This is a genomic window from Intestinibaculum porci, assembly GCF_003925875.1.
GTDB lineage: Bacteria > Bacillota_I > Bacilli_A > Erysipelotrichales > Coprobacillaceae > Intestinibaculum > Intestinibaculum porci.
The window spans coordinates 1,874,537-1,895,391 of sequence record NZ_AP019309.1; the positions used below are offsets into that span (position 1 = coordinate 1,874,537).

General features: G+C 42.4%; 27 protein-coding genes and 2 pseudogenes. 6 read left to right on the forward strand and 23 right to left on the reverse strand.

Annotated elements, in window-relative coordinates:
• Positions 1 to 61: 61 nt before the first annotated feature.
• Positions 62 to 1,213, forward strand: a complete 1,152-nt coding sequence (locus tag SG0102_RS09025; RefSeq protein ID WP_125119638.1) for a GGDEF domain-containing protein — start codon at positions 62 to 64, stop codon at positions 1,211 to 1,213.
• A gap of 27 nt (positions 1,214 to 1,240) precedes the next feature.
• Positions 1,241 to 1,825 (forward strand): IS3 family transposase, encoded by a 585-nt coding sequence (locus SG0102_RS09030; protein ID WP_331852246.1) that lies wholly within the window; start codon positions 1,241 to 1,243, stop codon positions 1,823 to 1,825.
• Between the two features lie 462 nt (positions 1,826 to 2,287).
• Here SG0102_RS09030 and SG0102_RS09035 read toward each other — a convergent pair whose 3' ends face one another.
• From SG0102_RS09035 to SG0102_RS09110, 15 genes are all read right to left on the reverse strand, one after another.
• Positions 2,288 to 3,262 carry an SIR2 family NAD-dependent protein deacylase gene (locus tag SG0102_RS09035; RefSeq protein ID WP_231999780.1) on the reverse strand — a complete coding sequence of 325 codons (975 nt, stop codon included), beginning with the start codon at positions 3,260 to 3,262 and terminating at the stop codon, positions 2,288 to 2,290.
• A gap of 1 nt (position 3,263) precedes the next feature.
• A complete protein-coding gene (locus SG0102_RS09040) occupies positions 3,264 to 4,070 on the reverse strand; it encodes a protein-ADP-ribose hydrolase (RefSeq protein ID WP_125119641.1) in 807 nt (268 codons plus the stop codon).
• A 1-nt stretch (position 4,071) separates the two neighbouring features.
• Positions 4,072 to 4,695: a 4Fe-4S binding protein gene (locus SG0102_RS09045; RefSeq protein WP_125119642.1), complete on the reverse strand. Its 624-nt coding sequence runs from the start codon at positions 4,693 to 4,695 to the stop codon at positions 4,072 to 4,074.
• A 419-nt stretch (positions 4,696 to 5,114) separates the two neighbouring features.
• Positions 5,115 to 5,306 (reverse strand): hypothetical protein, encoded by a 192-nt coding sequence (locus tag SG0102_RS09050; RefSeq protein ID WP_125119643.1) that lies wholly within the window; start codon positions 5,304 to 5,306, stop codon positions 5,115 to 5,117.
• 194 nt (positions 5,307 to 5,500) lie between these two features.
• Positions 5,501 to 5,692, reverse strand: coding sequence for a hypothetical protein (locus SG0102_RS09055; RefSeq protein ID WP_125119644.1), 192 nt, complete (start codon positions 5,690 to 5,692; stop codon positions 5,501 to 5,503).
• A 307-nt stretch (positions 5,693 to 5,999) separates the two neighbouring features.
• Positions 6,000 to 6,272 carry a type II toxin-antitoxin system RelB/DinJ family antitoxin gene (locus SG0102_RS09060; protein ID WP_125119645.1) on the reverse strand — a complete coding sequence of 91 codons (273 nt, stop codon included), beginning with the start codon at positions 6,270 to 6,272 and terminating at the stop codon, positions 6,000 to 6,002.
• An 81-nt stretch (positions 6,273 to 6,353) separates the two neighbouring features.
• Entirely contained in the window at positions 6,354 to 6,623 is a 270-nt protein-coding gene (locus tag SG0102_RS09065; RefSeq protein ID WP_125119646.1) for a type II toxin-antitoxin system RelE/ParE family toxin, read from the reverse strand.
• The gene (locus SG0102_RS09070) at positions 6,620 to 6,925 is read right to left on the reverse strand and encodes a type II toxin-antitoxin system RelB/DinJ family antitoxin (protein WP_125119647.1); all 306 of its coding nucleotides are present in this window, start codon (positions 6,923 to 6,925) and stop codon (positions 6,620 to 6,622) included. Before SG0102_RS09070 ends, SG0102_RS09065 begins: the two co-directional genes overlap by 4 nt.
• Before the next feature lie 621 nt (positions 6,926 to 7,546).
• Entirely contained in the window at positions 7,547 to 8,065 is a 519-nt protein-coding gene (locus SG0102_RS09075; protein ID WP_125119648.1) for a flavodoxin family protein, read from the reverse strand.
• A 5-nt stretch (positions 8,066 to 8,070) separates the two neighbouring features.
• A complete protein-coding gene (locus SG0102_RS15600) occupies positions 8,071 to 9,087 on the reverse strand; it encodes a flavodoxin (RefSeq protein WP_197715033.1) in 1,017 nt (338 codons plus the stop codon).
• A gap of 52 nt (positions 9,088 to 9,139) precedes the next feature.
• The gene (locus SG0102_RS09090) at positions 9,140 to 9,673 is read right to left on the reverse strand and encodes a flavodoxin family protein (RefSeq protein WP_125119649.1); all 534 of its coding nucleotides are present in this window, start codon (positions 9,671 to 9,673) and stop codon (positions 9,140 to 9,142) included.
• A complete protein-coding gene (locus SG0102_RS09095; RefSeq protein WP_148668847.1) occupies positions 9,670 to 9,990 on the reverse strand; it encodes a hypothetical protein in 321 nt (106 codons plus the stop codon). The genes SG0102_RS09090 and SG0102_RS09095 overlap by 4 nt, the downstream gene beginning before the upstream one ends.
• Before the next feature lie 767 nt (positions 9,991 to 10,757).
• Complete coding sequence (locus tag SG0102_RS09100) at positions 10,758 to 11,300, reverse strand: flavodoxin family protein (protein ID WP_125119651.1); 543 nt, start codon at positions 11,298 to 11,300, stop codon at positions 10,758 to 10,760.
• Positions 11,301 to 11,313: 13 nt separating this feature from the next.
• On the reverse strand, positions 11,314 to 12,300 hold the full coding sequence (locus SG0102_RS09105; RefSeq protein WP_125119652.1) for an alpha/beta hydrolase: 987 nt from the start codon (positions 12,298 to 12,300) through the stop codon (positions 11,314 to 11,316).
• 16 nt (positions 12,301 to 12,316) lie between these two features.
• On the reverse strand, positions 12,317 to 12,544 hold the full coding sequence (locus SG0102_RS09110) for a hypothetical protein (protein WP_125119653.1): 228 nt from the start codon (positions 12,542 to 12,544) through the stop codon (positions 12,317 to 12,319).
• Positions 12,545 to 12,679: 135 nt separating this feature from the next.
• Here SG0102_RS09110 and SG0102_RS09115 point away from each other — a divergent pair, with 135 nt between their 5' ends.
• A complete protein-coding gene (locus tag SG0102_RS09115) occupies positions 12,680 to 13,567 on the forward strand; it encodes a LysR family transcriptional regulator (RefSeq protein ID WP_125119654.1) in 888 nt (295 codons plus the stop codon).
• Positions 13,568 to 13,747: 180 nt separating this feature from the next.
• On the opposite strand, the gene SG0102_RS15965 is transcribed toward SG0102_RS09115, so the two are convergent.
• Positions 13,748 to 13,894 carry a hypothetical protein gene (locus tag SG0102_RS15965; RefSeq protein WP_408609938.1) on the reverse strand — a complete coding sequence of 49 codons (147 nt, stop codon included), beginning with the start codon at positions 13,892 to 13,894 and terminating at the stop codon, positions 13,748 to 13,750.
• Positions 13,891 to 14,106, reverse strand: a complete 216-nt coding sequence (locus SG0102_RS15310; RefSeq protein WP_148668848.1) for a hypothetical protein — start codon at positions 14,104 to 14,106, stop codon at positions 13,891 to 13,893. The genes SG0102_RS15965 and SG0102_RS15310 overlap by 4 nt, the downstream gene beginning before the upstream one ends.
• A gap of 328 nt (positions 14,107 to 14,434) precedes the next feature.
• Here SG0102_RS15310 and SG0102_RS16045 point away from each other — a divergent pair.
• Together SG0102_RS16045 and SG0102_RS16050 are read left to right on the forward strand one after the other, a co-directional pair.
• Positions 14,435 to 14,592: pseudogene (locus SG0102_RS16045) on the forward strand (ATP-binding protein); the annotation flags it as partial.
• A gap of 156 nt (positions 14,593 to 14,748) precedes the next feature.
• The gene (locus tag SG0102_RS16050) at positions 14,749 to 14,931 is read left to right on the forward strand and encodes a Fic family protein (protein ID WP_456298647.1); all 183 of its coding nucleotides are present in this window, start codon (positions 14,749 to 14,751) and stop codon (positions 14,929 to 14,931) included.
• 74 nt (positions 14,932 to 15,005) lie between these two features.
• Here the strand turns inward: SG0102_RS16050 and SG0102_RS09130 are convergent.
• Positions 15,006 to 15,074 (reverse strand): annotated as a pseudogene (locus SG0102_RS09130) (CD1845 family protein); the annotation flags it as partial.
• A 103-nt stretch (positions 15,075 to 15,177) separates the two neighbouring features.
• Here SG0102_RS09130 and SG0102_RS15970 point away from each other — a divergent pair.
• Positions 15,178 to 15,273: an HNH endonuclease gene (locus tag SG0102_RS15970; protein WP_197715113.1), complete on the forward strand. Its 96-nt coding sequence runs from the start codon at positions 15,178 to 15,180 to the stop codon at positions 15,271 to 15,273.
• Positions 15,274 to 15,305: 32 nt separating this feature from the next.
• On the opposite strand, the gene SG0102_RS09140 is transcribed toward SG0102_RS15970, so the two are convergent.
• The 5 genes from SG0102_RS09140 to SG0102_RS09160 form a co-directional block, all read right to left on the reverse strand.
• Positions 15,306 to 15,641: a type II toxin-antitoxin system RelE/ParE family toxin gene (locus tag SG0102_RS09140; protein ID WP_125119655.1), complete on the reverse strand. Its 336-nt coding sequence runs from the start codon at positions 15,639 to 15,641 to the stop codon at positions 15,306 to 15,308.
• Positions 15,642 to 15,938 (reverse strand): type II toxin-antitoxin system RelB/DinJ family antitoxin, encoded by a 297-nt coding sequence (locus SG0102_RS09145; RefSeq protein WP_125119656.1) that lies wholly within the window; start codon positions 15,936 to 15,938, stop codon positions 15,642 to 15,644. It abuts the gene before it with no gap.
• Between the two features lie 738 nt (positions 15,939 to 16,676).
• Positions 16,677 to 16,853, reverse strand: a complete 177-nt coding sequence (tnpB, locus tag SG0102_RS15975; RefSeq protein WP_125119657.1) for an IS66 family insertion sequence element accessory protein TnpB — start codon at positions 16,851 to 16,853, stop codon at positions 16,677 to 16,679.
• Between the two features lie 225 nt (positions 16,854 to 17,078).
• Positions 17,079 to 17,744: a B3/B4 domain-containing protein gene (locus tag SG0102_RS09155; protein ID WP_125119658.1), complete on the reverse strand. Its 666-nt coding sequence runs from the start codon at positions 17,742 to 17,744 to the stop codon at positions 17,079 to 17,081.
• Positions 17,745 to 18,494: 750 nt separating this feature from the next.
• A complete protein-coding gene (locus SG0102_RS09160) occupies positions 18,495 to 20,849 on the reverse strand; it encodes a DUF262 domain-containing protein (protein ID WP_125119659.1) in 2,355 nt (784 codons plus the stop codon).
• Between the last annotated feature and the right edge of the window lie 6 nt (positions 20,850 to 20,855).

A 20,855-nucleotide genomic window follows, 5' to 3' on the forward strand; every position in this document is an offset into this window, starting at 1 on the left:
TGTGTAGGAGTATAATAAGATCAATTAAGAAATAAAAGAACGACTAAACAGGTGATCATACATGTCTTTATCTACAATTAATTATCTTATTATTAACTTTAGCTGTTTATTATGTGCGGCCATTCTCTTTTTTCATACCGGGGAAGATCTTGCAAGTGATATGGAAATTCGTTTGTTTAAACTTTTATTAATCGTCTTCGGGATCTTTCTGATCGATGATAGTTTATGGGAACTTGCCGTTACACATTCCACATCTCTTCCGATTGTCATCCGCAGTCTTTTCAATGCCATTGGCTTATCCTGTCAGCCTTTGCTTTGTTTTGTCTGGTTTCTCTTTTCTGAAGTCCATCTCAAGGCCCCTCTTCTCACCAAACGCTGGTTTATTCCTTTAACGATGACACCCATGCTTATATGTGTCGTCCTGATCTTTACCTCTTTAAAGACTGGACTGATTTTCTATAGTACCGCAACCGCTGAATATCATGGTTCCCTTTACGATCTGGTCATGATTTTTGATTTTATTTATCTGTTACTGGTGACAATACATGCCATAATCAAAGCGCACCATACAAAATCTTTTTCCTCTAAAAGAAAATATTTTTCTATGATCGCTTTTGTTTTATTTCCCTTTACCGCTGGACTATTTGATAGTTTCGTTCCTAATACACCTATTATGTCGCCCTCAATCCTCTCAGCTCTGCTGTTATTTTTTGTCAATGTCCAGGAAATGCGCATCTACAGCGATGCCTTAACCGGCTTAAACAATCGCCGCCGTTCCAATCAGATGTTAGAGGAATCAATTGAAAAAGCCAACCCTCATAATGGCTTTTATGTGTTAATTATGGATATCAATCAGTTCAAGCAGATCAATGATCATTACGGCCATATTGAAGGCGATCATGCTCTGCAATGCACAGCTCATGCTTTAAAAAACATCGCTTCACAATATTCCGTCTTTCTCTCCCGCTGGGGCGGCGATGAATTTATGATTATTTGTCCACAAAGTGCGATTGCATCTATTGAAGAATTCAAACGAAAGCTCGAGCAGAGCATCATCAGTACTGCAAAAACTCTTAACCTTCCCTATTGCCTTTCTATAAGCGTCGGTTATAGTTTATGTACATCTTCGCACATGACCCCCGCCCAGTTAACCCAGGCCGCTGATCTCATGCTTTATCAGGAAAAACATATCGTGCATCATCTCAAATCATAAAAAAAGCATGAAAGAAACAATGCACCTATGGAAAGCTTCTTTGGGAGAATGAAATCAATTCTTAATGAACTCGTTGAAAGATGTCCTAACTTTGATACAGTTGAAACAATGGTTGAGAATTACCTGAAACAGTATAATACGGAAATTCCTCAGTATGATCTGGCGGGGCAAACTCCTGAAGAATACTATCGTTATATCACTGAAGGCATTTATCAGACTGATATCTATTTCGGTGTTTCCTCTAAGGAGCTGATCACTCAGGCAGAACTTGAATCAAGACGTGAGCTGGCGCGTGCTGAAAGAGCCAAACGCAGAAGCGAGCAACGCAAGTCAGATGAATCATCGTATGAGTACAAGAGCAGACAGCATCCTATTCGGGTGGTACATAAGGACCAGACAATTATTCTTGGGCGAATTAACAAGCTGCAGAAGCTAATTGATGAAGAGAGCAGAGAAATTGAAAGACTTGAAACACTCCTGGAAGACACTGATATTGCACTTAAGTTTTTAACCAGAGCATCAGAATCAGTAATAGAGTCACTGTATTACCCTCGAAACTGGCAAAAGTATCCAGAGCTATCCTACGTAAACAGAACTGGAGCAATCTATTAATATAATGAATCAGCATTAATAACATGTTTAAAAAATCACATATTGTGGTTCTTTTTGTCGTTCCCAGAATACTTTTAAAGAATCTCAAAAATGCGAAAAATGAGGGTAAGATTCAATTGAATCTTACCCTCATTCCGTTTCAGTTGCAAACAACTCAGTACCGTCAATAAATTGTACTTGACAATGGTACCAGTTTACATTCTCTCATGCTTTATATATATATCCAGCTTTCCCATGTGTTTCAGTTGTTCTATTGACCTTACTATCCTGCTTCATACAAAATTATATCAGTTGACAGTGACCTCCACATCCATCGGACATACTTATAAAATCACGATGATCTGTATAGACAAATGATCATTCTTATCCAACAAAATTGAACACTTACTTTTCAATTCACTGTTTCAAACGATCTAGAAACATATTTATAGCTGTATATTAAAGCAGGCATCCAAGTCTCAATCACTGTTGTTTCATCTTCGCTAACACATCACCAATATCACCATTAATACAGATACTCCTATCAGCAATCTCGCTTGGGCTGAAGGCTTCACCATAATTGATGCAGGCATACACGGCGTTTTCATTCGTCAAGGTCATCTGCCAAAATGGATACTTTACAATAACTGGGGTGTTAGCCCCCACACCAAGTTCCAGATAAAGCACATGTATATGCTCATGTCTATGTAAAAAGTCCGCATAGGCGGCTGATGCTCTATGCCAGCCTTCATCCTCGACAAAAGAATCATCAATTCGTAAATTCATAGTCACATCGGAAGCATCATCTGGACATTTTGGAATGAGTGATGTCGGAATCTTCATTTTGAGTTCACCATTTTCAGGAACCTGAAACAAGCCGTTTTCATCTCGAATGAACCCCTGTGCTTCCATCGCTTGATTGACCCATTCTTCATTGTCATAGGTCTTCTGAATAGATGGATTGATGCTTTGAAAGAGACCATAATCACACTGAGTATAAAACAGACGCTTGCGATCAAAGCCTGCTTTTTGGAACTGATGATCCACATTGGTCGTTATGACAAAATAATCCTGATCTTTTATAAGGGCAAGCAGCTCCTGATAGACAGGTTTAGGAGTATCAACATAGCGGTTGAAATAGATATTTCTAGCCCACCACGCCCAGCTTGTTTCTTTATCGGGAAAGGGATAGAAACCGCCAGAATACATATCCTTAATGCCAAACGCTCTGGCAAAATCAAAGAAATATTTCTCGAAACGTTCACCGCTATAAGTCATTCCTGCGGAAGTGGATAACCCTGCCCCTGCTCCGATAACAATCGCATCCGCCGTTTTAATTTCTTTTTTTAATTGGGAGATACTCTGTTCTATGGAATCTGTGGGAAATGACACATTTCTCCTAAAATGACGTGCTGCACTCAATCCCTTTTGAATGCTCTCCTGATAGCCATTAGGCATTTTATGATATAAGTTCTTCATAGTATTTCTTGTCCTCATCTTTAAAAACATTAAAAATCACCCTTTCCATAGTGCCTGGATGCTGCAAAAGCCATTTGTTCACGGTGTTGATCGCAATCTGCGCTGCCCTTTTTTGAGGGAAGTGAAATACCCCTGTGGATATACAGCAGAAGGCTACACTTTTAAGTTGATTGTCCAGACACAGATCCAAGGTATTCCAATAACAATCTGCAAGTTCCTTTTCAAGTTCCGGTGTCAGCCTGAATGACACAATCGGACCGACGATATGAATCACCTTTTTGGCAGGAAGGTTATAACCATCCGTCAGCATCGGCACAGCTGTTGGTTGCTCATAATCCTGACCATATTTAAGACGCAGCTGATGCATCTGTCTGTTACATTCAGCACGAAGCTGAACTCCTGCAAAAGTGTGAATGCTGTTGTCAATACACGTATGCATTGGTACAAAGCAGCCTAACATCTGAGAATTCGCCGCATTGACGATCGCATCCACCGACAGTCTGGTGATATCCCCTTGCCAGATTGAAAGTTTCCCTTTGATAACTGGAATATCAGAAAGCTGTACGATCCCTTTTTCTATAGCTCGTTCTTTTAGATATGCATCCTGAATCGAGAGCACTTCATCTGAAATAGCCCTTGGCATGCGGATATTCATAAGTGAACGTAGGATGCGTCGCTTTCCTTCGGTATCCTGTGGGGTTTCCACATTTTTATATTGAATAGAATCCGTTTTGAATGCCTCAACGAGAGCTTCCAAACGTTGATTTTGTGTCATTTTTTCATTCATATTATTGCCTTCTTTCCACTGCACCGCTAGGACAAACGCTCATACAGTTGCCACAATGCAGACAATGTTCCTGTTCAATCACAAACGGTATTTTGTTTTGATTTATACAATTTTGCGGACATACCGCTACACATTTTTTACAGCCAATACAGGCATTTGTGATGAAATATCCCTCTGCCTTTTTCTCTGCTTGGCCAAAGGTAAAGGTGTCACGTTCGATCGGTTTTTTTGAAAGATCAAACCATTCTCCGCTGCCTTTATAAATCTGAAACACCGTCAGAGCCTGCATCGACGCCTTCGTGGGATAGATCTCACACATATAGGGATTTTTCTCAAACAGTTCCGGAATCTTGTCAGAACCAAGCTCCCGCACCTTTCCCCGAATCGATACCGCCACGCTGCTCATGGTATCCTCACCCTTCATCGCCGTCAGCGCTAAGAATTGTCTTTTCTTTAGTCTGTCATAAAAGTTTTTTCCCTTGGCCGTAAGAAAATATAAGCCATTAGCATCACTATCCATCATATCGATGGCAGCCGTCACCGGCAGACCATCATCATCAACGGTCGCCACAATCGTGCGATGTATTTCATTGACGATATAGTTCAAATAATCAGTTGCATTCATATGAAACTCCCCCCTTAAAGTCCTATGGTATGAATCTTTTTGCCAGAATATCCGACATTTCCAATATGCTAGGACATTTTGTCATAAATGTTGACGTTAAGTCATTAGTTGTAAATCATTCTATTTCATCTGACACATATACTATAGCGAACACTTTTTGTAATGTCAATTATTACATCAAATTTTTTTAAAAATACTGATCGAACACATTGTACGTGTCTATAATGGCTCACTAACCTGCTTTAATGTGTCTTTTCCTCATTTCCTGTTTCTAATGCTTTTTTTGCTTCATTTTACATGTTTTATACCCTCCATGTTTCGGTAATTATCCTCGTTTTAAAGGCACGAGTTGCCAATTTTTGGTATAATAAAAGGCCGACTTAATAATCGACCTGTTATTAGTATTTTTTCATATAGTTCTACCCGCAATCTTGATAAAATGGATTTTTACTTTGCTCTTCTATAATCTTTTTCCATTCTATCCATGCCTTTTTTACATCATCCGGTGCTTCATCTACCAAACAAGACACTCCTTTTTTGGCATCAAACTTTAACCACGGTGTTATTTTATCAAACAGTTCCATCTCATGCTTACTTGGAAGCACCATCATAATTAATCACTCCTCTTATCAGATCAGCTAAATACTCATCTTTATTTTTCCCATTCTCTATTAATACTTTACCATCAGCAATTCATTTAATGATTTATTTCCCATGAAATCGTCAGATGCAATTGAACTCCGATATATTTTCTTAAACCTGATTCAAGATTCATCTTTACATCTATTCTTCTTTACATATGTTTCTAGCCACAATCTTGATAAAATGGATTTTTACTTTTTTCTTCTTCTATCTTTTTCCATTCATCCCATGCATCTTTTACATCACCTGGAGCACCTTCAGCCAAATAAGCTCCACCTTTTTCAACATCATACCTTAACCAAGGCGTTACTTTAGCAGAAATCTCTTTTTCGCGTTTAGTTGGATTGACCATCATGACTAATCACCCCTTTTATCAGTTCTACCAAATATTTATCTTGCAATTTTCCTTTCTCCATTAATACTCTACCATCAGTGTGGACCGGCAGAGTATGTAAACGACTTTAAAGCTATAAACCACAAATTGTGATAACTTTAATCATTCCGTTATGATATGTGACAGATAAAACCATCAATTTTTTAGAAAGGCATAGATCCCTAAAGCCTATGAGTTTGGCCACTCAATTTTGAAGATCCAGCCCACGCTTCTTCATCAGCTTATAGCTTTTCTTATAAGCCGAAGTATATTTGACTGTTAAGATCATTCAGATTTCAAGAGCTTTCTTAAGAGCTTCCATGATGGTGTATCCCGGGACGTCAGAGTCACGGGAAATATGCTTTGCCTCATCGGCAGCGTTGAGCAATTCTTTAGAGTACTGCGGAATCTCCACCTTGAAAGGAAGTCCTCCTCTCAAGATGCACTGTCTTAAGAAAATATTAACAGCGCCGGACATGTCCAAACCAAGTTCATTAAAGAGTTCGTTCGCCTGCTTTTTGATAGTGGCATCAATACGGATCTGCGTTTGAACTGTAGACATAGAGCTCATCTCCTTTTAACTTAAATATTGGACGTTTGGTTTACATTGTCAATCAAAATGAAAATCATAGCTGACGTGATATCAGTTACTTAATATATCCTCCTTATCATCGACAAGATAATACACAATAAAGTTGTCTACCGGAAGCTGATGCATTTTCATCGAAGGCTCCCATTCAACTAACGTATAACGAGCTGGCATGAAATCCAATGAACGAACTTCCTTTCGTATGCGCCCCAGCTGAGCTGCGGCTGTCTCCGGAACAAGAAGTTCATTCGCAATATACGAATAGATTTCACGTAAATCACCAAGTGCATCTACAAAATAGCCGACATTGTAGCTATCCGTCATATGCCAAACTTCTTTGCAAGTACCGCGTCGACTTCATCTGCAGAATACACCTTTCCTGCTTTGATGGAATCAACACCCTTCTGAAGTTCTGCATCAAGTTCTTCTCTGGTCATTGCACCAACAGCTAATGGCTTAGAAGAAGGAAGTTTCAATTCAAACGGCATACCTTTTTTCAGTACGATCTGGCTATAAAGCATCTGAATTGCACTAGATGGAGAAATGCCAAGCTGAGAAAGAATGCTCTCGGCATTATCCTTGAGATTAGTATCTATTCTTGCATAAACAATGGATGTATTTGCCATAGTATCGCCACCTTTTTCTTTATTATATTTGATTTTGCTTACAATTGTAAGCATTTGCATGGATTATTTTGTGACGAAACTTTGAATTTTATACGCCTCTTGTAAGCGTAATAAAATCAGCCCTCCCAATAAAAAAATACCCAAGGAAATTTGATTTTTCCTGGGTATTTATTTTATTACATTATGTAAATATCTTTTTGGATCACTTTTTCTGCTTTTCAGATCATCCGGCAGTGATTCCGATCAGAGCATCAGTTCTTCTATCTATTTTTCATCATCAATTTCAATAAGCTGAAGCTTACTGATGAGGTATGTTATATACCTTTCCAGATCCACATGATTCATCACAGCTGTTCTCAGCACAGAGAATATGAACTGACGTCTGGGCGCCATTCACTGTATTCATGAACAGAAAGTTTTTGCGTGCATAGGCGGTTGATAAAGATAAAAAGACTGTGATCCATGACATCCATATCAAAGCAGTTTGAAGCAAGAACTGACAGACCGTTAATTTGTTCAGTTCGTCTTAGTCGAAATCTATCGGGGTCCCATTCTTTATCGGAAGCCGCATCATGCCAAAACCCAATCTGCTTTTAGTGCGCTGTCAAAACTCTGTACTTTTCACAGGCTCTTTCCGAACCTATATAATTCCTGCCGTTTTTCTTCGGACTTGTTCTGTTTTCCGTTGGCTGTAAAGATTCCCGCGTTCTCTACGCCCCAGTATTCAACGATGGATTGATAATACTGGGCGATAGCGGGTCCGTACACATACGCACTGCCGGAACTCATGATCAGTGCGACCTTTTTCACATTCTTCGGAATATCTATCGAATAAGTCCGATGGATCACAGCCTGCAACTGCGCCGAGAGCGTGAAATAGTAAATCGGAGAAGCGAAAACAATCATGTCCGCCGAAAGGATCTCGAGATAGATTGCCTGCATATCATCCTTCTGCACACAGACGCCCTTCTCCTTTTCCCGGCAGTATTCGCAACCCATGCATCCCTTGATGTTCTTATGAGCAACATTGATGGAAACGACCTCATGTCCGGCATCAGTCGCGCCACTTGAAAATGCGCTCACCATATCTGAGGTTGCCCCGTTTGCGTGAGGGCTTCCATTTAAGATTAAGATTTTCATTTGATTCACTCCATACTGATTGTGATCGTCACATCACCATTTCCAAGAAGTTTCGCCATTCCTTCCGCATCCTGATCAGTGATATGCCCCAGCCTTGTGTAAGCCCAGGAATTGGAACCGTAAAAGACAACGATTTGATTTCCAGAGTATAGAACGATGTCTCCCGCTCTTGTGGTAGTTTGCTTATCATTCCTCGGAAGGCTCTGTCCGATGGAGCCGACCTGCTCAAAGCCGCCATACATGGACATCTTAATCTTGAGCGGTTTATCAGTGCACAAATCTCTCAGTGCCTGTACGGACTCGTTATCCTCCCATTCTACGTTAACTGCTTTATTTCCAATTCTTACTTTCGGCATAGATTTTTTATCCTCCTTTGACTTTTCTTTGATATGAAATCCGTCTATCCAATTTCGAAGCTTATCTTTCGATACGCTTCCGCTGAATCTTTTTCCATCAAGCCAGTTTCCGCTTCCTGCGTGATCGGCAAGATTCTTTCCGCTGCTACCGATACTGCTACTACCCGAAGTGCAAAACGGTATCACGGTGATACCGGCAAATTTATGGTTCTCTACAAAGGTGTCCATAATCCGTGGCTCTTGTCCTTGCCAGATCGGGTACCCAATGAAAATCGTGGAGTATCCATCCAAAGATATTTCATCACTGCCTATTTTAGGACGAACCGTCGGATCGTTTTGCTCAACACTTGTTCTGCTGTCCGGATCGTTGTAGTTTAAATCATCGCTTGTATATTTTTGTGCAGCCACAATCTCGTAAAGATCCGCATCTGTTATGTTGGCTATTTTTTTAGCAACACCCTTTGTTGTTCCGGTTGCCGAGAAATATACGACCAACACATCCTTTCCGGAATCATTTGTATCAGATGTGTCCCCTGCACCGGACTTGCTTTGCTCAGTATTATTCTCTTTAACTGTGGCTTTTTTACTTCCGCATGCTGATAGCGTGAATGTCAAAATAAACGCTATTGCCAAAACGAAGGCTAAAGCCTTTCCAGATTTTTTCATAGACATCTCCTTTCCTGCTTATCATATTGTTTTGTGCCATAACATCTCTTGATCACAGCCCTCTTCCGAGTTGATAAGCCTGATCTGGATACTTGCTTCTTTTCGTCATGGATGGTGTCCCACAGCCGTATCCCAGCACCATTCCCTGGTCCTCAAAATTGATGTATCGGACGAGGGTTTTGTAATGTGCCGTAAGAGCCTCAAATGTCCAATCATCCGCGTTCCATGCCACCGTGAGCAGAGCAGATTTCAGATGCCTGCTGTTTAAGCTGCTATTGTAAGCGCAGAATCGATCCACGACAGCTTTCAGCTGGGCAGTCATGCCGTAGTAGTAAAGCGGCGTGGCAAAGACGACCATATCTGAACTGAGTAATTTTCCTCTGATTGTTTCGACATCATCTTTCTGCACGCATGGTCCCTCATAGCCGCAGCGCACACAGCCGATGCATGGATGTACATTTGCGTGGCAAACATCAACAACCTCACAGGTGTGCCCTGCCGATTGAGCACCCTGCACAAAAGAATCAACCAATATCCTTGTGGAGCCGTTTTTATTCGGACTTCCCATTAAAACAACAATTTTCATTTATCCCAGACCTCCTTATATTTCATAAGCAACATCACAAAATTCCCGCCGGCAGCAATCAGTGCTCCGATCAGGAAACCGTAAATCGTAGAATAGACAAGCAGCATAATTGCTGCTCCAATAAGCAAAAATCCACACGATGCAGCCGCATCTCTAATCCCAAAGCGGTATTTTTCATGATAATAAATACTGTCTGAAAAGATTGCGGCGAAAAACAGGAGCAGTGCCGCAATCATAAGCACTGCGGTAAACGGGTAGCTTGCCTCCGGGTTCTCCAGAAACTTGAGGGCAACCGTGATTAGATTGACCGCGATCACGATAAAGTAGTGGCTGAACATCAGCCGCAGGGACCGATCTACCCGCCTGCCGTGCTAGTGGTACGGATGTGATGCCTTGTTCTTGTGGAAGATGATCACCGTCCCCGGCTCCGGGTACTCAGATACCAGTAATGGCCGGTGTTCCTAGACATGTTCGTCACATAGAAGGCATCTGTGGCTATGATGGAAAAATATGCAGATCCAGACACTTCAGGTCTTCACTGCTGAACACAGGCGCCTCCTTCCCGGAAAGCCACGCTTTCAGCGCTTGCTCCACGACTTCAGCCATCTAAATGGCGCTCATTCCAGCAAAATACTTCTGGCGCATACTATCAGGGAGCTGCAGCCTCAAGCCATCATCTGCTGACACCTTGCTTGAACTCATGGAATCAATCACACTCTTGTAAGCGTTAGATTAAATATCCAAAACAAAATTATGATAATTTAAAATCTATATAAGCATGATTTTTGATTTTAAACAGGTTACTCTCTAATTTGGATAAATATAACTTTTAATGGAAAACCCCCAGCTCCTGCTGCTAACAGCGTTGCCGGGGGTGTTTAATTTGGTAAAGTTATATTCATGATATCTGATTCAGAGTATTGGTTTTACTTTTTTGTTATGCTTGAAGGTTGCTACGGTCCGAATCAGTGTAATAAAGATATAACTTCATAGTCTGATTGCTAGCGGACTATGTCCGGTTAGTTATCCCGTCAGCATACACAAGCAGCAACTGTAATAAGAATCCAACAGGCAATCTTGTTTTTTAAGCCAGTGCCCTTCCAAAGTCATATGCCGCCTTCAGCTTCTCTTCTTTTCCAGCAGCTTCGCCCATATCGGTTATCCCACCGCAGAAAAGTGTTCCTTTGAATTCCGACTTTTCAAAGCAATCCACCCAGCCATTCAGACCGCTTACAGCTTTTTCACAGACGTAATCCTCATCTTCTGCTGCCGTGGATAGCATATATATGCTGCGGAATTTATAATCGGATGGATACAGCGGATTCAACCGGTCAAGCAGAGTCTTCATCTGCCCGCTCATCTCGTAGTAATAGATTGGCGTAGCAAAAACAATCGTTTCCGCTTCTTTTACCTTCTCTGCTATCTCTATCGCATCATCCTTTATGACACATTCCATAGTATTCTGACAGGCAAGGCAGCCCTTACAGAAACCAATTTTCTTTCCCTTAAGGCTTATTATTTCAACCTCATGTCCTGCATCCCTTGCGCCTTTCGCGACATGATCTGCCAGTATGTCCGAGTTGCTTTTTGCCCTTAAGCTTGTAGTTATGATCAGTACCTTACTCATATGCACCGCTCCTTTATTTCAGATATTCCGTAAAGAAGCTTTCCAGCTTGTCAAATGGGATCGCGTCCTTTCCTCCGCCATCATACAGATCCGTATGTACAGCATCCGGAATGATCATCAGTTCCTTGTTGTCTCCCTTCAGAAGCTTAAACGCGTCCCTGCTCATGTAGCAGGAGTGAGCCTTTTCCCCGTGGATCATGAGCACCGCACTGTCGATCTCACCGGCATAGGTAAACAGTCTCGTGTTCATAAGCGATGTACCGGCAGTTTGGGCCCAGCCACCATTTGAATTAAGGGATCTTTCATGGTACCCGCGTTCCGTTTTGTAATAGTCATAGTAATCCTTAACGAAGAACGGCGCATCCTCTGGGAGCGGATCGACCACTCCGCCTGCCAAAGCGTAGCTGCCATTTCTGTAATCCTCCGTGCGTTGCTGGTTCACTGCCACTCTTGCCGCTTTTCTGGCTTCCTTATTATCGCCGGCATCAAAATATCCGTTTCCGGCGATACGGGACATATCATACATAGTGGAAGTGACCGTTGCTTTGATCCTCGTATCAATACAAGCCGTCTGAAGTGCCATTCCGCCCCAGCCGCAGATCCCGATGATCCCGATGCGTTCACAATCGACATTATCCTGAACAGAAAGGAAATCCACTGCTGCCTGAAAATCTTCCACATTTATATCCGGTGAGTGCATCGCCCTTGGATATCCACCTGATTCTCCCGTAAATGAAGGATCAAATGCGATCGTAAGGAATCCCCTCTCAGCCATCGTCTGGGCATACAATCCTGACGACTGTTCTTTGCAAGCCCCGAAAGGACCGGACACAGCGATCGCCGGAAGCTTTCCACTCACATTCTTTGGTACATACATATCCGCCGCCAACGTAATGCCAAAGTGATTGACAAACGTCACCTTACTGTGATCCACCTTATCGCTCTTTGGGAAAGTCTTATCCCACTCCGTTACCAGTTTCAATTCCTCTGTCTTCATCATAATTCGTTACCTCCGTTTAATGATCTGCCTGCATTTTTCTTTCCATTTTCCGGATCAGAAAGTCCAGACAGTCAACCTTCCTTCCGCATTCGTGCAGCTCCTCTATGAGTCTGCATCTGTCTTTTTTCATCATCCGAAGAGAGTCCTGATATCTGCCGCTTTGGTACAGCATTAATATTTCCTCTGTGACAGCATCACCGCACCCTGCATCCTTCAGATTCTGCCTCATCCGCTCAAAGTCCATAACTTTTCTTTTTCACTCGCTTTTCCTTTGATACTACAATTCTAACATCTTGTAAAAACCCTCGCTAATGGTTATAATGAATATCGTGATATTCCTAATTGGCATATCATGAATAGATTTGATTGGAGAACTTCGATGGAAATAAGAACGCTCAGATATTTCCTTGCCGTCGCAAGGGAAGAGAATATGTCCAGAGCTGCCGAGACGCTGCATGTCACCCAGCATACACTTTCTAAACAGCTGAAATCTCTGGAAGGTGAACTTGGAAAGAAACTGTTCACAAGACATTCCTTCAGCATTAAGCTTACCGATGAAGGCATCCTGCTTCGGAACCGTGCTGAAGATTTGGTCGCAATGGCAGACAAGATCGAGCAGGAATTTGTTTCCCTTGATGATATCACCGGCGGAGAGCTTTATCTTGGGTTGGCGGAATCCTACCAGATCAAATATCTCGCAAGGGCAATCAAAGAATTTAAGGTGAACTATCCAACGCTCCGCTACCATATCACAAGCGGAGACACAGAACAGATCGCAGATAAACTGGACAAAGGTCTTCTGGACTTCCTGGTTCTTGCGGAACTTCCGGACAGCAGAAAATACGAATACCTGGCCTTCCCGGAAAGTGATGTGTGGGGACTCATCATCCCTATAGATGACCCTTTAGCCAAAAATAAAAAAATTAGTGTATCTGATCTGAAGGGACTTCCCCTTTTCTGCTCCGGCCAGGCATGGGAAAATGAACTGCGTACATGGGCAGGAAATGATTATTCGCAGCTGAAACTGGAAGGCTCCTTCCGCCTGTCATACAATGGTTCCATCTTTGCAAAGGAAGGTCTGGGATACCTTCTGACCTTTGAACATCTGATCGATACATCATATAACAGTGGACTTGTATTCAGACCCCTGACTCCAAAGCTTGAGAGTAACCTCTACATTGCCTGGAACAGGTATCAAACCTTCACGCCTATCGCAAAACGGTTTCTGCAGCATTTGAGAACTACCTTCATTGATACAGGCAAATAAAAAGTCAGCCAGCAGAGAACATAATCTCTACTGGCCGTCATTCGTAATCGTAATAAAATCAGCCCCCTCAATTAAAATACCCAAGGAAATTTGATTTCTCCTGGGTAGGTTTATTTTATCGCATTATGAAAACATCCTTTTGGATCACTTTTTTCATCATCAATATCAATAAGCGGAAGCTTACTGATGAGGTATGTCATGTACTTTTCCGGATCCAGATGATTCATCACAGCTGTTCTCAGCACAGAGAATATAAACTGACGTCTGGACGCCATTCACTGTATTCATGAAAAGAAAGTTTTTGCATACAATACTGAAGGCTTTCATTTTTCTTTCAATAATATTGCTTGTAATCTCAATCCGTCCATCATCCAGATACGTCGTAGACCTTCCTCATGATCTAAAGCATACATAACCGCTTTATGAAGCTGAGTCAATTTAGGAATGCGATCCTGATCCCTTTTCAGTGTATCGAATATTTCATCTACAACCGGCTTTTCTCTTCGCATGCGATTCTCGGCTATCTCATCATAGCTCATTTTTTTCAGGCTTTAGCGCCTTATCGTAACGAAAGAGTTTACAAATAGTTTGGAAAAAGGCTCTATCTTTGATAATGCATTGGACGATAAAGAATACGAAGGGAATCTAATTTATCTACTGAAAAGCGGCAGTGAATTTATTCGCAATAATTCCAAAGTCCGTTTTGTCAAAGAGGCACAGTATCGGGTAGACAAGCCGGATTATGCGGAACGAGCTGTGACAGAGGCTCTTGTCAATGCGCTTATCCATCGTGATTATATTGTGCTTGACAGCGAAATCCATATTGATATGTTTGATGACCGGGTGGAAATCACATCTCCTGGCGGTATGTTTGGCGGCGGCTCAATTCAGGAATACGATATTTACAGTATTCGTTCGATGCGACGAAATCCGTAATTGCTGACCTCTTCCACCGCATGAAGTACATGGAACGCCGTGGAAGTGGCCTACGCAAAATCGTCAGTGAAAACGAAAAGCTACCTGGATATATAGCGGCATATAAGCCTGAATTTACCTCAACAGCAACAGATTTCAGAGTCATCTTGAAAAATGTAAACTACAACTTAGAGGGTGACGGCCACCAAGTTATCCACCAAGTTACCCACCAAGTTATTGAACTATCACCGGTATCCAAACAGATTTTGGCTTTTTGCACAACACCAAAATCCAAGAAAGAGCTTGCAGTATTTTGCGGCTTCAAAGATTTAAGAAACTTCACTTTGAAGTATATCAATCCGCTTTTAGAATCCGGGCACTTAGAAATGACTATTCCCGATAAACCTAAAAGTCGCAATCAAAAATATATTACAGTTCGTTCCGAATAAACAGAGAAGCAGGGCATTGGGTCTCGTCTCCCATTGTCCTGCTTCTTTTTCATTCCAAATTATATTCACATCATTTATCCATACACCCAATCCTGTATTGCAAATTTCAAACTCTGCACCTTTCCCAGCAGCCAGATCGCAGCCCAGTGATAACATTTGATGCTTTTTAGTTAATGTATAAAGATCCATATTTCACTACCTCCCTGCCATGATCATACCAGGAAAAAACACTAGCAAAAGGCACGGATTTTATTACGCTTACTAACGAACGATGAGAGCAACCTCATTAGCCTTTGCAGGAGCTGCCATGAGAAGATCTACCGCGAACGCGGAGACAGATAAAAAGCAACCCTCGAATGGAGAGTTGCCTTTTGTCAATCATAGAGATTCATTTTGTTTAAGACCTTAAGCTGATCACGCTTTGCATAAATCACATTCAGGACATAGACCCTTCCGGATACTTCATCCGGGCGATAGTAGATGTAGAAGTTCTTCGCGCTTATCTTACGCACGCCTCTGGAATGCCACGGCTCGCGTGCCACCGGTGCAATGCTGTCTGCCATGTAAGAAAGCTTCTCCATCTCATTGCGGATGACTCGGATGTAATTTAAAGCAACATCAGATACCAGCAAAGTCTTAGCTATGTAATTTTTGATCTCATAAAGATCTGCTTCCGCATCCGGTGTGACGATGATTTCATAGGAGTTCACTTATTCAAGGCTCCTTTCCAGATCATCGAACACGTCCCCGAGCGGTCTGCCTTCACCTGCAACCGATTGAGCATAGCTGTGCTGAAGTTTTGCGTCAAGCTCCGCATCCGACATTGCATCCAGTGTTCTTGGCTCTGCCGGAACAGTCAATGAAAACGGAATGCCATGACGATAAATGATCTGGCGGTACAGGGAATTAATGACAACAGAAACAGGAACTCCAAGCTTCCGCAAGATGTCTTCTGCTTCATTTTTTACATCGTTTTCAACACGTGCACTTACTGTTGAATCTTTCATATGTTTGCACCTCCTCTATTAATTACATTGTAATATGATGTCTTGTTGATTGCAATACAAATAATATGGACTATTTGTGAATTTTATACATTGGTAGGCGCGGTCGGAATCTCTACGTCTTAACTTCCAATAGTGTTTGTTCTCAATAAGTATTAAATCTTTTATACATATTTCATCTTATTTCGATACATGTTCTAAAATTTCGCATAAACTGCGATATCGTCTTTTCATAACATTTGCATTAATGTCAAAAGACTTCAGAATTGTTTTTTGCGTTTTGGTTAACACATGATCAGTTCGGTATCTGATCAGATACTTTTTTGTAACAGGGAACATCTTGATGTAATGCAGACCATGATGATTGCCTGCACGGGTTGTTGATCTCGTAGGGAGCGCAAAGTACTGATTCTTTGGAGTATTGGAAGAAATATTCGACCTCAGAGGTACAGCAAAGGACCTGTTCACTCCCTTATATTTCAAGCGGATAATGAGAACACATGGACGCGCTGTTTTCCTGAGAACCTCTAGGTTTTCTTGGAATTCTTTCAGCAACGTCTGGTTGATCGTAACAATTTTCATAGCATTACCAATCCTTAAAAAAGGAAGCCTGCCAACAGGTAAGCTTCCTTACACGTAAACAATATTCTACGCCGAAGCACCCCGTCGTTTGCGGAGGCTAAACATACACGTTCATAATATTCTAGCCGTTATGACCGATGAGCTCTTAGCCTATCTTTGTTATAGCACAAAAAGTGACGCATTACAGCGGTTAGTAAAGATAAAAAGGCTGTGATCCATAACATCCATATCGCAGCAGTTTGCAGCAAGAACTGACAGTCCGTTAATTTGTTTGCGCATATCCTGATATTGTGCTGATCCATAAATATGCTTTATTTCACCCGCATTAATAATCATAAAGCTTTCACAATCTTTCTAAGCACATCTTCAGTGCAGGAAATTTCATGTCCATCAATCTTTAAGAGAAAAAAGGACAAAACATCATGAAATATTCATAATTTTTTGTCCTTTAATCATAAAAAAATATGACTAAGTGCAATTTTTTCTGAAAGTTAAGACAAAAGGCTCTCCGCCGCCTATGATGGCAGCGAGGGAGCCTTACTCTGTTTTCTCAACTTGAATTTATACAATCCAATGTTCTGCATTCTCTGCCCCGGCAAACCTCTCAAATGCATCTTCTGCATTACAGAGCAATGTATCGAGATCAATATCATTCTCAAAACAGTAGACTACTACAAGAATGTCCCTTGCAGAGTCTGTGACCATCGCCCGCGTAGAATCAGACATGGAGGACCCGAATATTCCTTCATCATCCGCCAGCACGAGCATGTTCTCCATATCCAGAAAGTCCTTGCCAATGCCGGTATAACCCTCGCCATGTTCAGCCTTGCGTAGCCTGATCGCTCCATGAACCTGACCGAGATCATATGATCCGACAGACAAACCACTTCTCACAGAGATCAGGTTGTTCACATCGACTACTGAGTTTATGTGGTACAGATCATCACCGCGGCGAACTCGGCGAATCAAGGATTCAGATGATACTCTGTACCTGCCGGGGTTTCTGCCAAAAGCCTTATAAGCAGCACGGCTGCCCTTAATGCCGGGGATCTCGCTCCATCCTTTTCCTTCAATTTTGCTTCTCACCTGCGGCAGAACTTCCGTATTCATATAATCCCAGAAATGATCATCTGACGCTTTCACATCTGCATGGAAGCGTAAGAGCCCAAGTCTGATCTCCGAATATACGCTGAACAGATCTTTGTCAATAGATACATCGTACACCATTTGTATAATCTTCTCTCTAAATTTCGAGTTGCCGCCCTGACATCCAAATCACAGCCACAACCTTCCGTTATCCAAATCACTAACTCAACCCTCCGCCCGAAGTGATTGATATGTTTCCATGGAGTGATTTTTGCGGTCAAATCGGCTCCCCGGTGCTGACGGTCAAACGCCCGAAGAGACCGGAAATACAGCACTTTTTCAGCAGTCAGTCCTTAATTCGTGACATCAATGCTACCGACTCAATGTGCGCAGAGCTTAGCGTATAAATATCGCCAATTTCCGTCCGTCAAAGGGAAACGGTCAATGCAAAAATAGGCGATTTTTTACACTTGCCTACGACTTCGGAAAATGGTCGAAAGGCCGGGATTCCGTTTGTAATCAAAGTTAATCTATCACAGATCCCGAGACGTCACCCCCCAGTAGAGTCGGGACTGACTGATGGGGAAAAACGTCTCGACCTTATGTCCATCATAAAAATAACTAAAGCCAATTTCTCACTCTATCAGAATAGAGTCTTTGATACAACGGCAACCTGTAGTTCCCTGATGGGAGAGGCACAAAAAGGCTTGAAATAAAGGCATCTCCAACATGCGGTCATCCTAAAAATCGGCTGCCTGATTTCGTTATAAAGCTCGGTTTGCCATCCGAACTGCTTGAGCCATTTCCGTTTTGCACCCTTACATCTTTGAGAATTTGTGCTATCGCTAAAATAAATAGTTATCACTAAAAAGCATGAAAACGATAAAAGTTTCATTCAGCATTATCGTCATATCCAAAATGTTCCCTGACCTTTTGGTGTGTAGTCCTGTCATGGAGCATGTAAGCTACGAGTGGAACTGTCGTCATTCCTTTCTCCCAATAACCGTCATTAATATTCGTCACGTATCTTTTCCACACAACTCCGATGAATACTTCCTTGTTAGGATCAAGTTTCTGCTTTGCTTCCTCGGATTCCCACGGCGCATCAGCCACAGGAGTCGGCGTGCCATCTACCATCACTTTGAATTTTCTCATTGGTGTTGCAGTCGATGTGCATTCGCCGATTCCCACAAATCCATATCCAGCAATGTGACAGTAAATGGTGTCCCCAACCTGAACGTTGTAGATTGATTTTCCGCTACCTCCAAGATTCGCGGACATGAATCCGTATTTCAGTGCGTCAGGCCAGCTGCGCTCTGCATAACCGACTGTGAATTCCCGCCCCTTTTCGTTCTTGAAGAAGTCCTTTTCCTCGTCATCCGTCCAGCCGCCAGCAAGTTCTTTGATGGCATCCGGGTTCCATATGTCACTCGCCATTCTCATGTATATTTCTGCTCGGTCCGAAATGCTCTGCCTGCTGAAGTCAGAAATGGAACGGAAGCCATACTTGCTCACGACAGCGAGGAACTTCGGATTTTTTGAATAGGCGGTGTCATACAGGGCCTGTGCAAGGATATTGTCGCCAGCATATTTCTGAACCTTTTCAGTATATGGCATCGCCTGATAACTCCTGTTTTTATCGCGAGTCAGGAGAATCAGGTTCCCGATCTGATTCCGGGTGGATTCGAAATCTTCGTAGTCGGTGAAACTGTCCTTGTAGTCCTCGTATTTGTCGGGAAGGATATGCTCGATATCGTAGGTGTTGCCTTGACGCTTGCGGTCGACATATTCCTCAAAGTGCGACGGATTACCCATCAGCACATTCACGTATGACGTGAAGCGGGCAAGGATATGCAGCATGTACCTGCTCGAGAACTGGTTCAAACTGAATCGAGTTATGCCTTCAATCGAAACATCCATACGACGTAGCGTCCGGACATAAACCATCCCGATTGTCTTGCAGTCTGCATTCTTGATATCCTGCATTACATGGAAAAGAAGGTATTTATTCGTATTCCAGTTGACCTTCTTGAAGTTCATAATTCGTATAGTGGCAAAATCATCCACAAACTTTGCCGTCATCTGGATCTTTTTTGCAATAACGTCCTCGGTGTCATCGTTGCAGATTGCAGCGATGGCAAGCGTAGTCTGGTAGGTCAGGTCACGGTTAGCGTTGTAGAAGACCTCTTCATATTCCGGTGTAAGCTTGCTGCCATATTGTTTCATCCGCAGGTAGATATCGGTTACGCGCGTCATTTCAGTGAGTACGAAATCCTTGTAGTCCTTTGGCTTTACGAGATTCATTGCCGCCCGGACATTATTTCGTACCCAGGTGTGGAATTTGTCGCCGAGAAGCTCATAATCTTCATCCTTTGCTCCACGTTTAGTCTCACGCATGGAGTTTGCGTACTTAGCACGCAGCCAAATTGAAATAAATTCGACATCCTGCGTGTTGACCATGCCGCTCGTGTCATAGGAGGAAGCTTCCTTGATGCGATTAATGTTGTCTTGCCATTTACGGTTTACATCAATACGATCTGCCTCCGCAACCTGCTGGATAATAAAAGCCTTCATCATTTCCGCACTGTTCAGGCTAAGTCCGCGGTCGTTCATCGTGAGGAAGATCGTGTGGGCTTCATCATCGGAAGGCGTGTCTATCTCCAGAAGAAGGACTTTCTCGATCAGCCAGTTGATGAAGTAAGGAAGCGCTTCTTCCTTCAACTCATCTGGAAACAGGTTTTCGATATCCTCATAGCGGTCGAGCATATTTTTCGCACTCTCATTCATCGGCACATAGTTCTCATCTTTTTGCAACAGAGCCTGCATGCAAGTTTCGCGGTCAGCCACTTCAATATTGAAGCTCTTCTTACTGAACGCCTTTGAGTAGATCATATCGTCCAGAGGAACAAGGAGATCCTCGTCTTTAACGTTCTCTTTCTGAAGATTATTCAGGTAAATCAAAAGGAGTGTGAGTGAAGTCAATCTTTGCTGCCCGTCTATGATTTTTTTTACAGAGCCACCAGTACAGATGATACAGCCCATATAGTAAAAGCCATAGTTCATAACTTCCTCCGGCGTATCGTGATCATCCGGATCGTAAAATTCCTCAAAAGTGCTCTGGAAGTCGGTGAGCATCTGCTCAATCTGTTTTTGTCCCCAGCGATATTCGCGCTGGAAATAATCTACTGTGTACTTTCGACCGCTCAGTATCGTCTTTAGAGTGTCTGTTTTATCAATTTTCTGCATTTATGC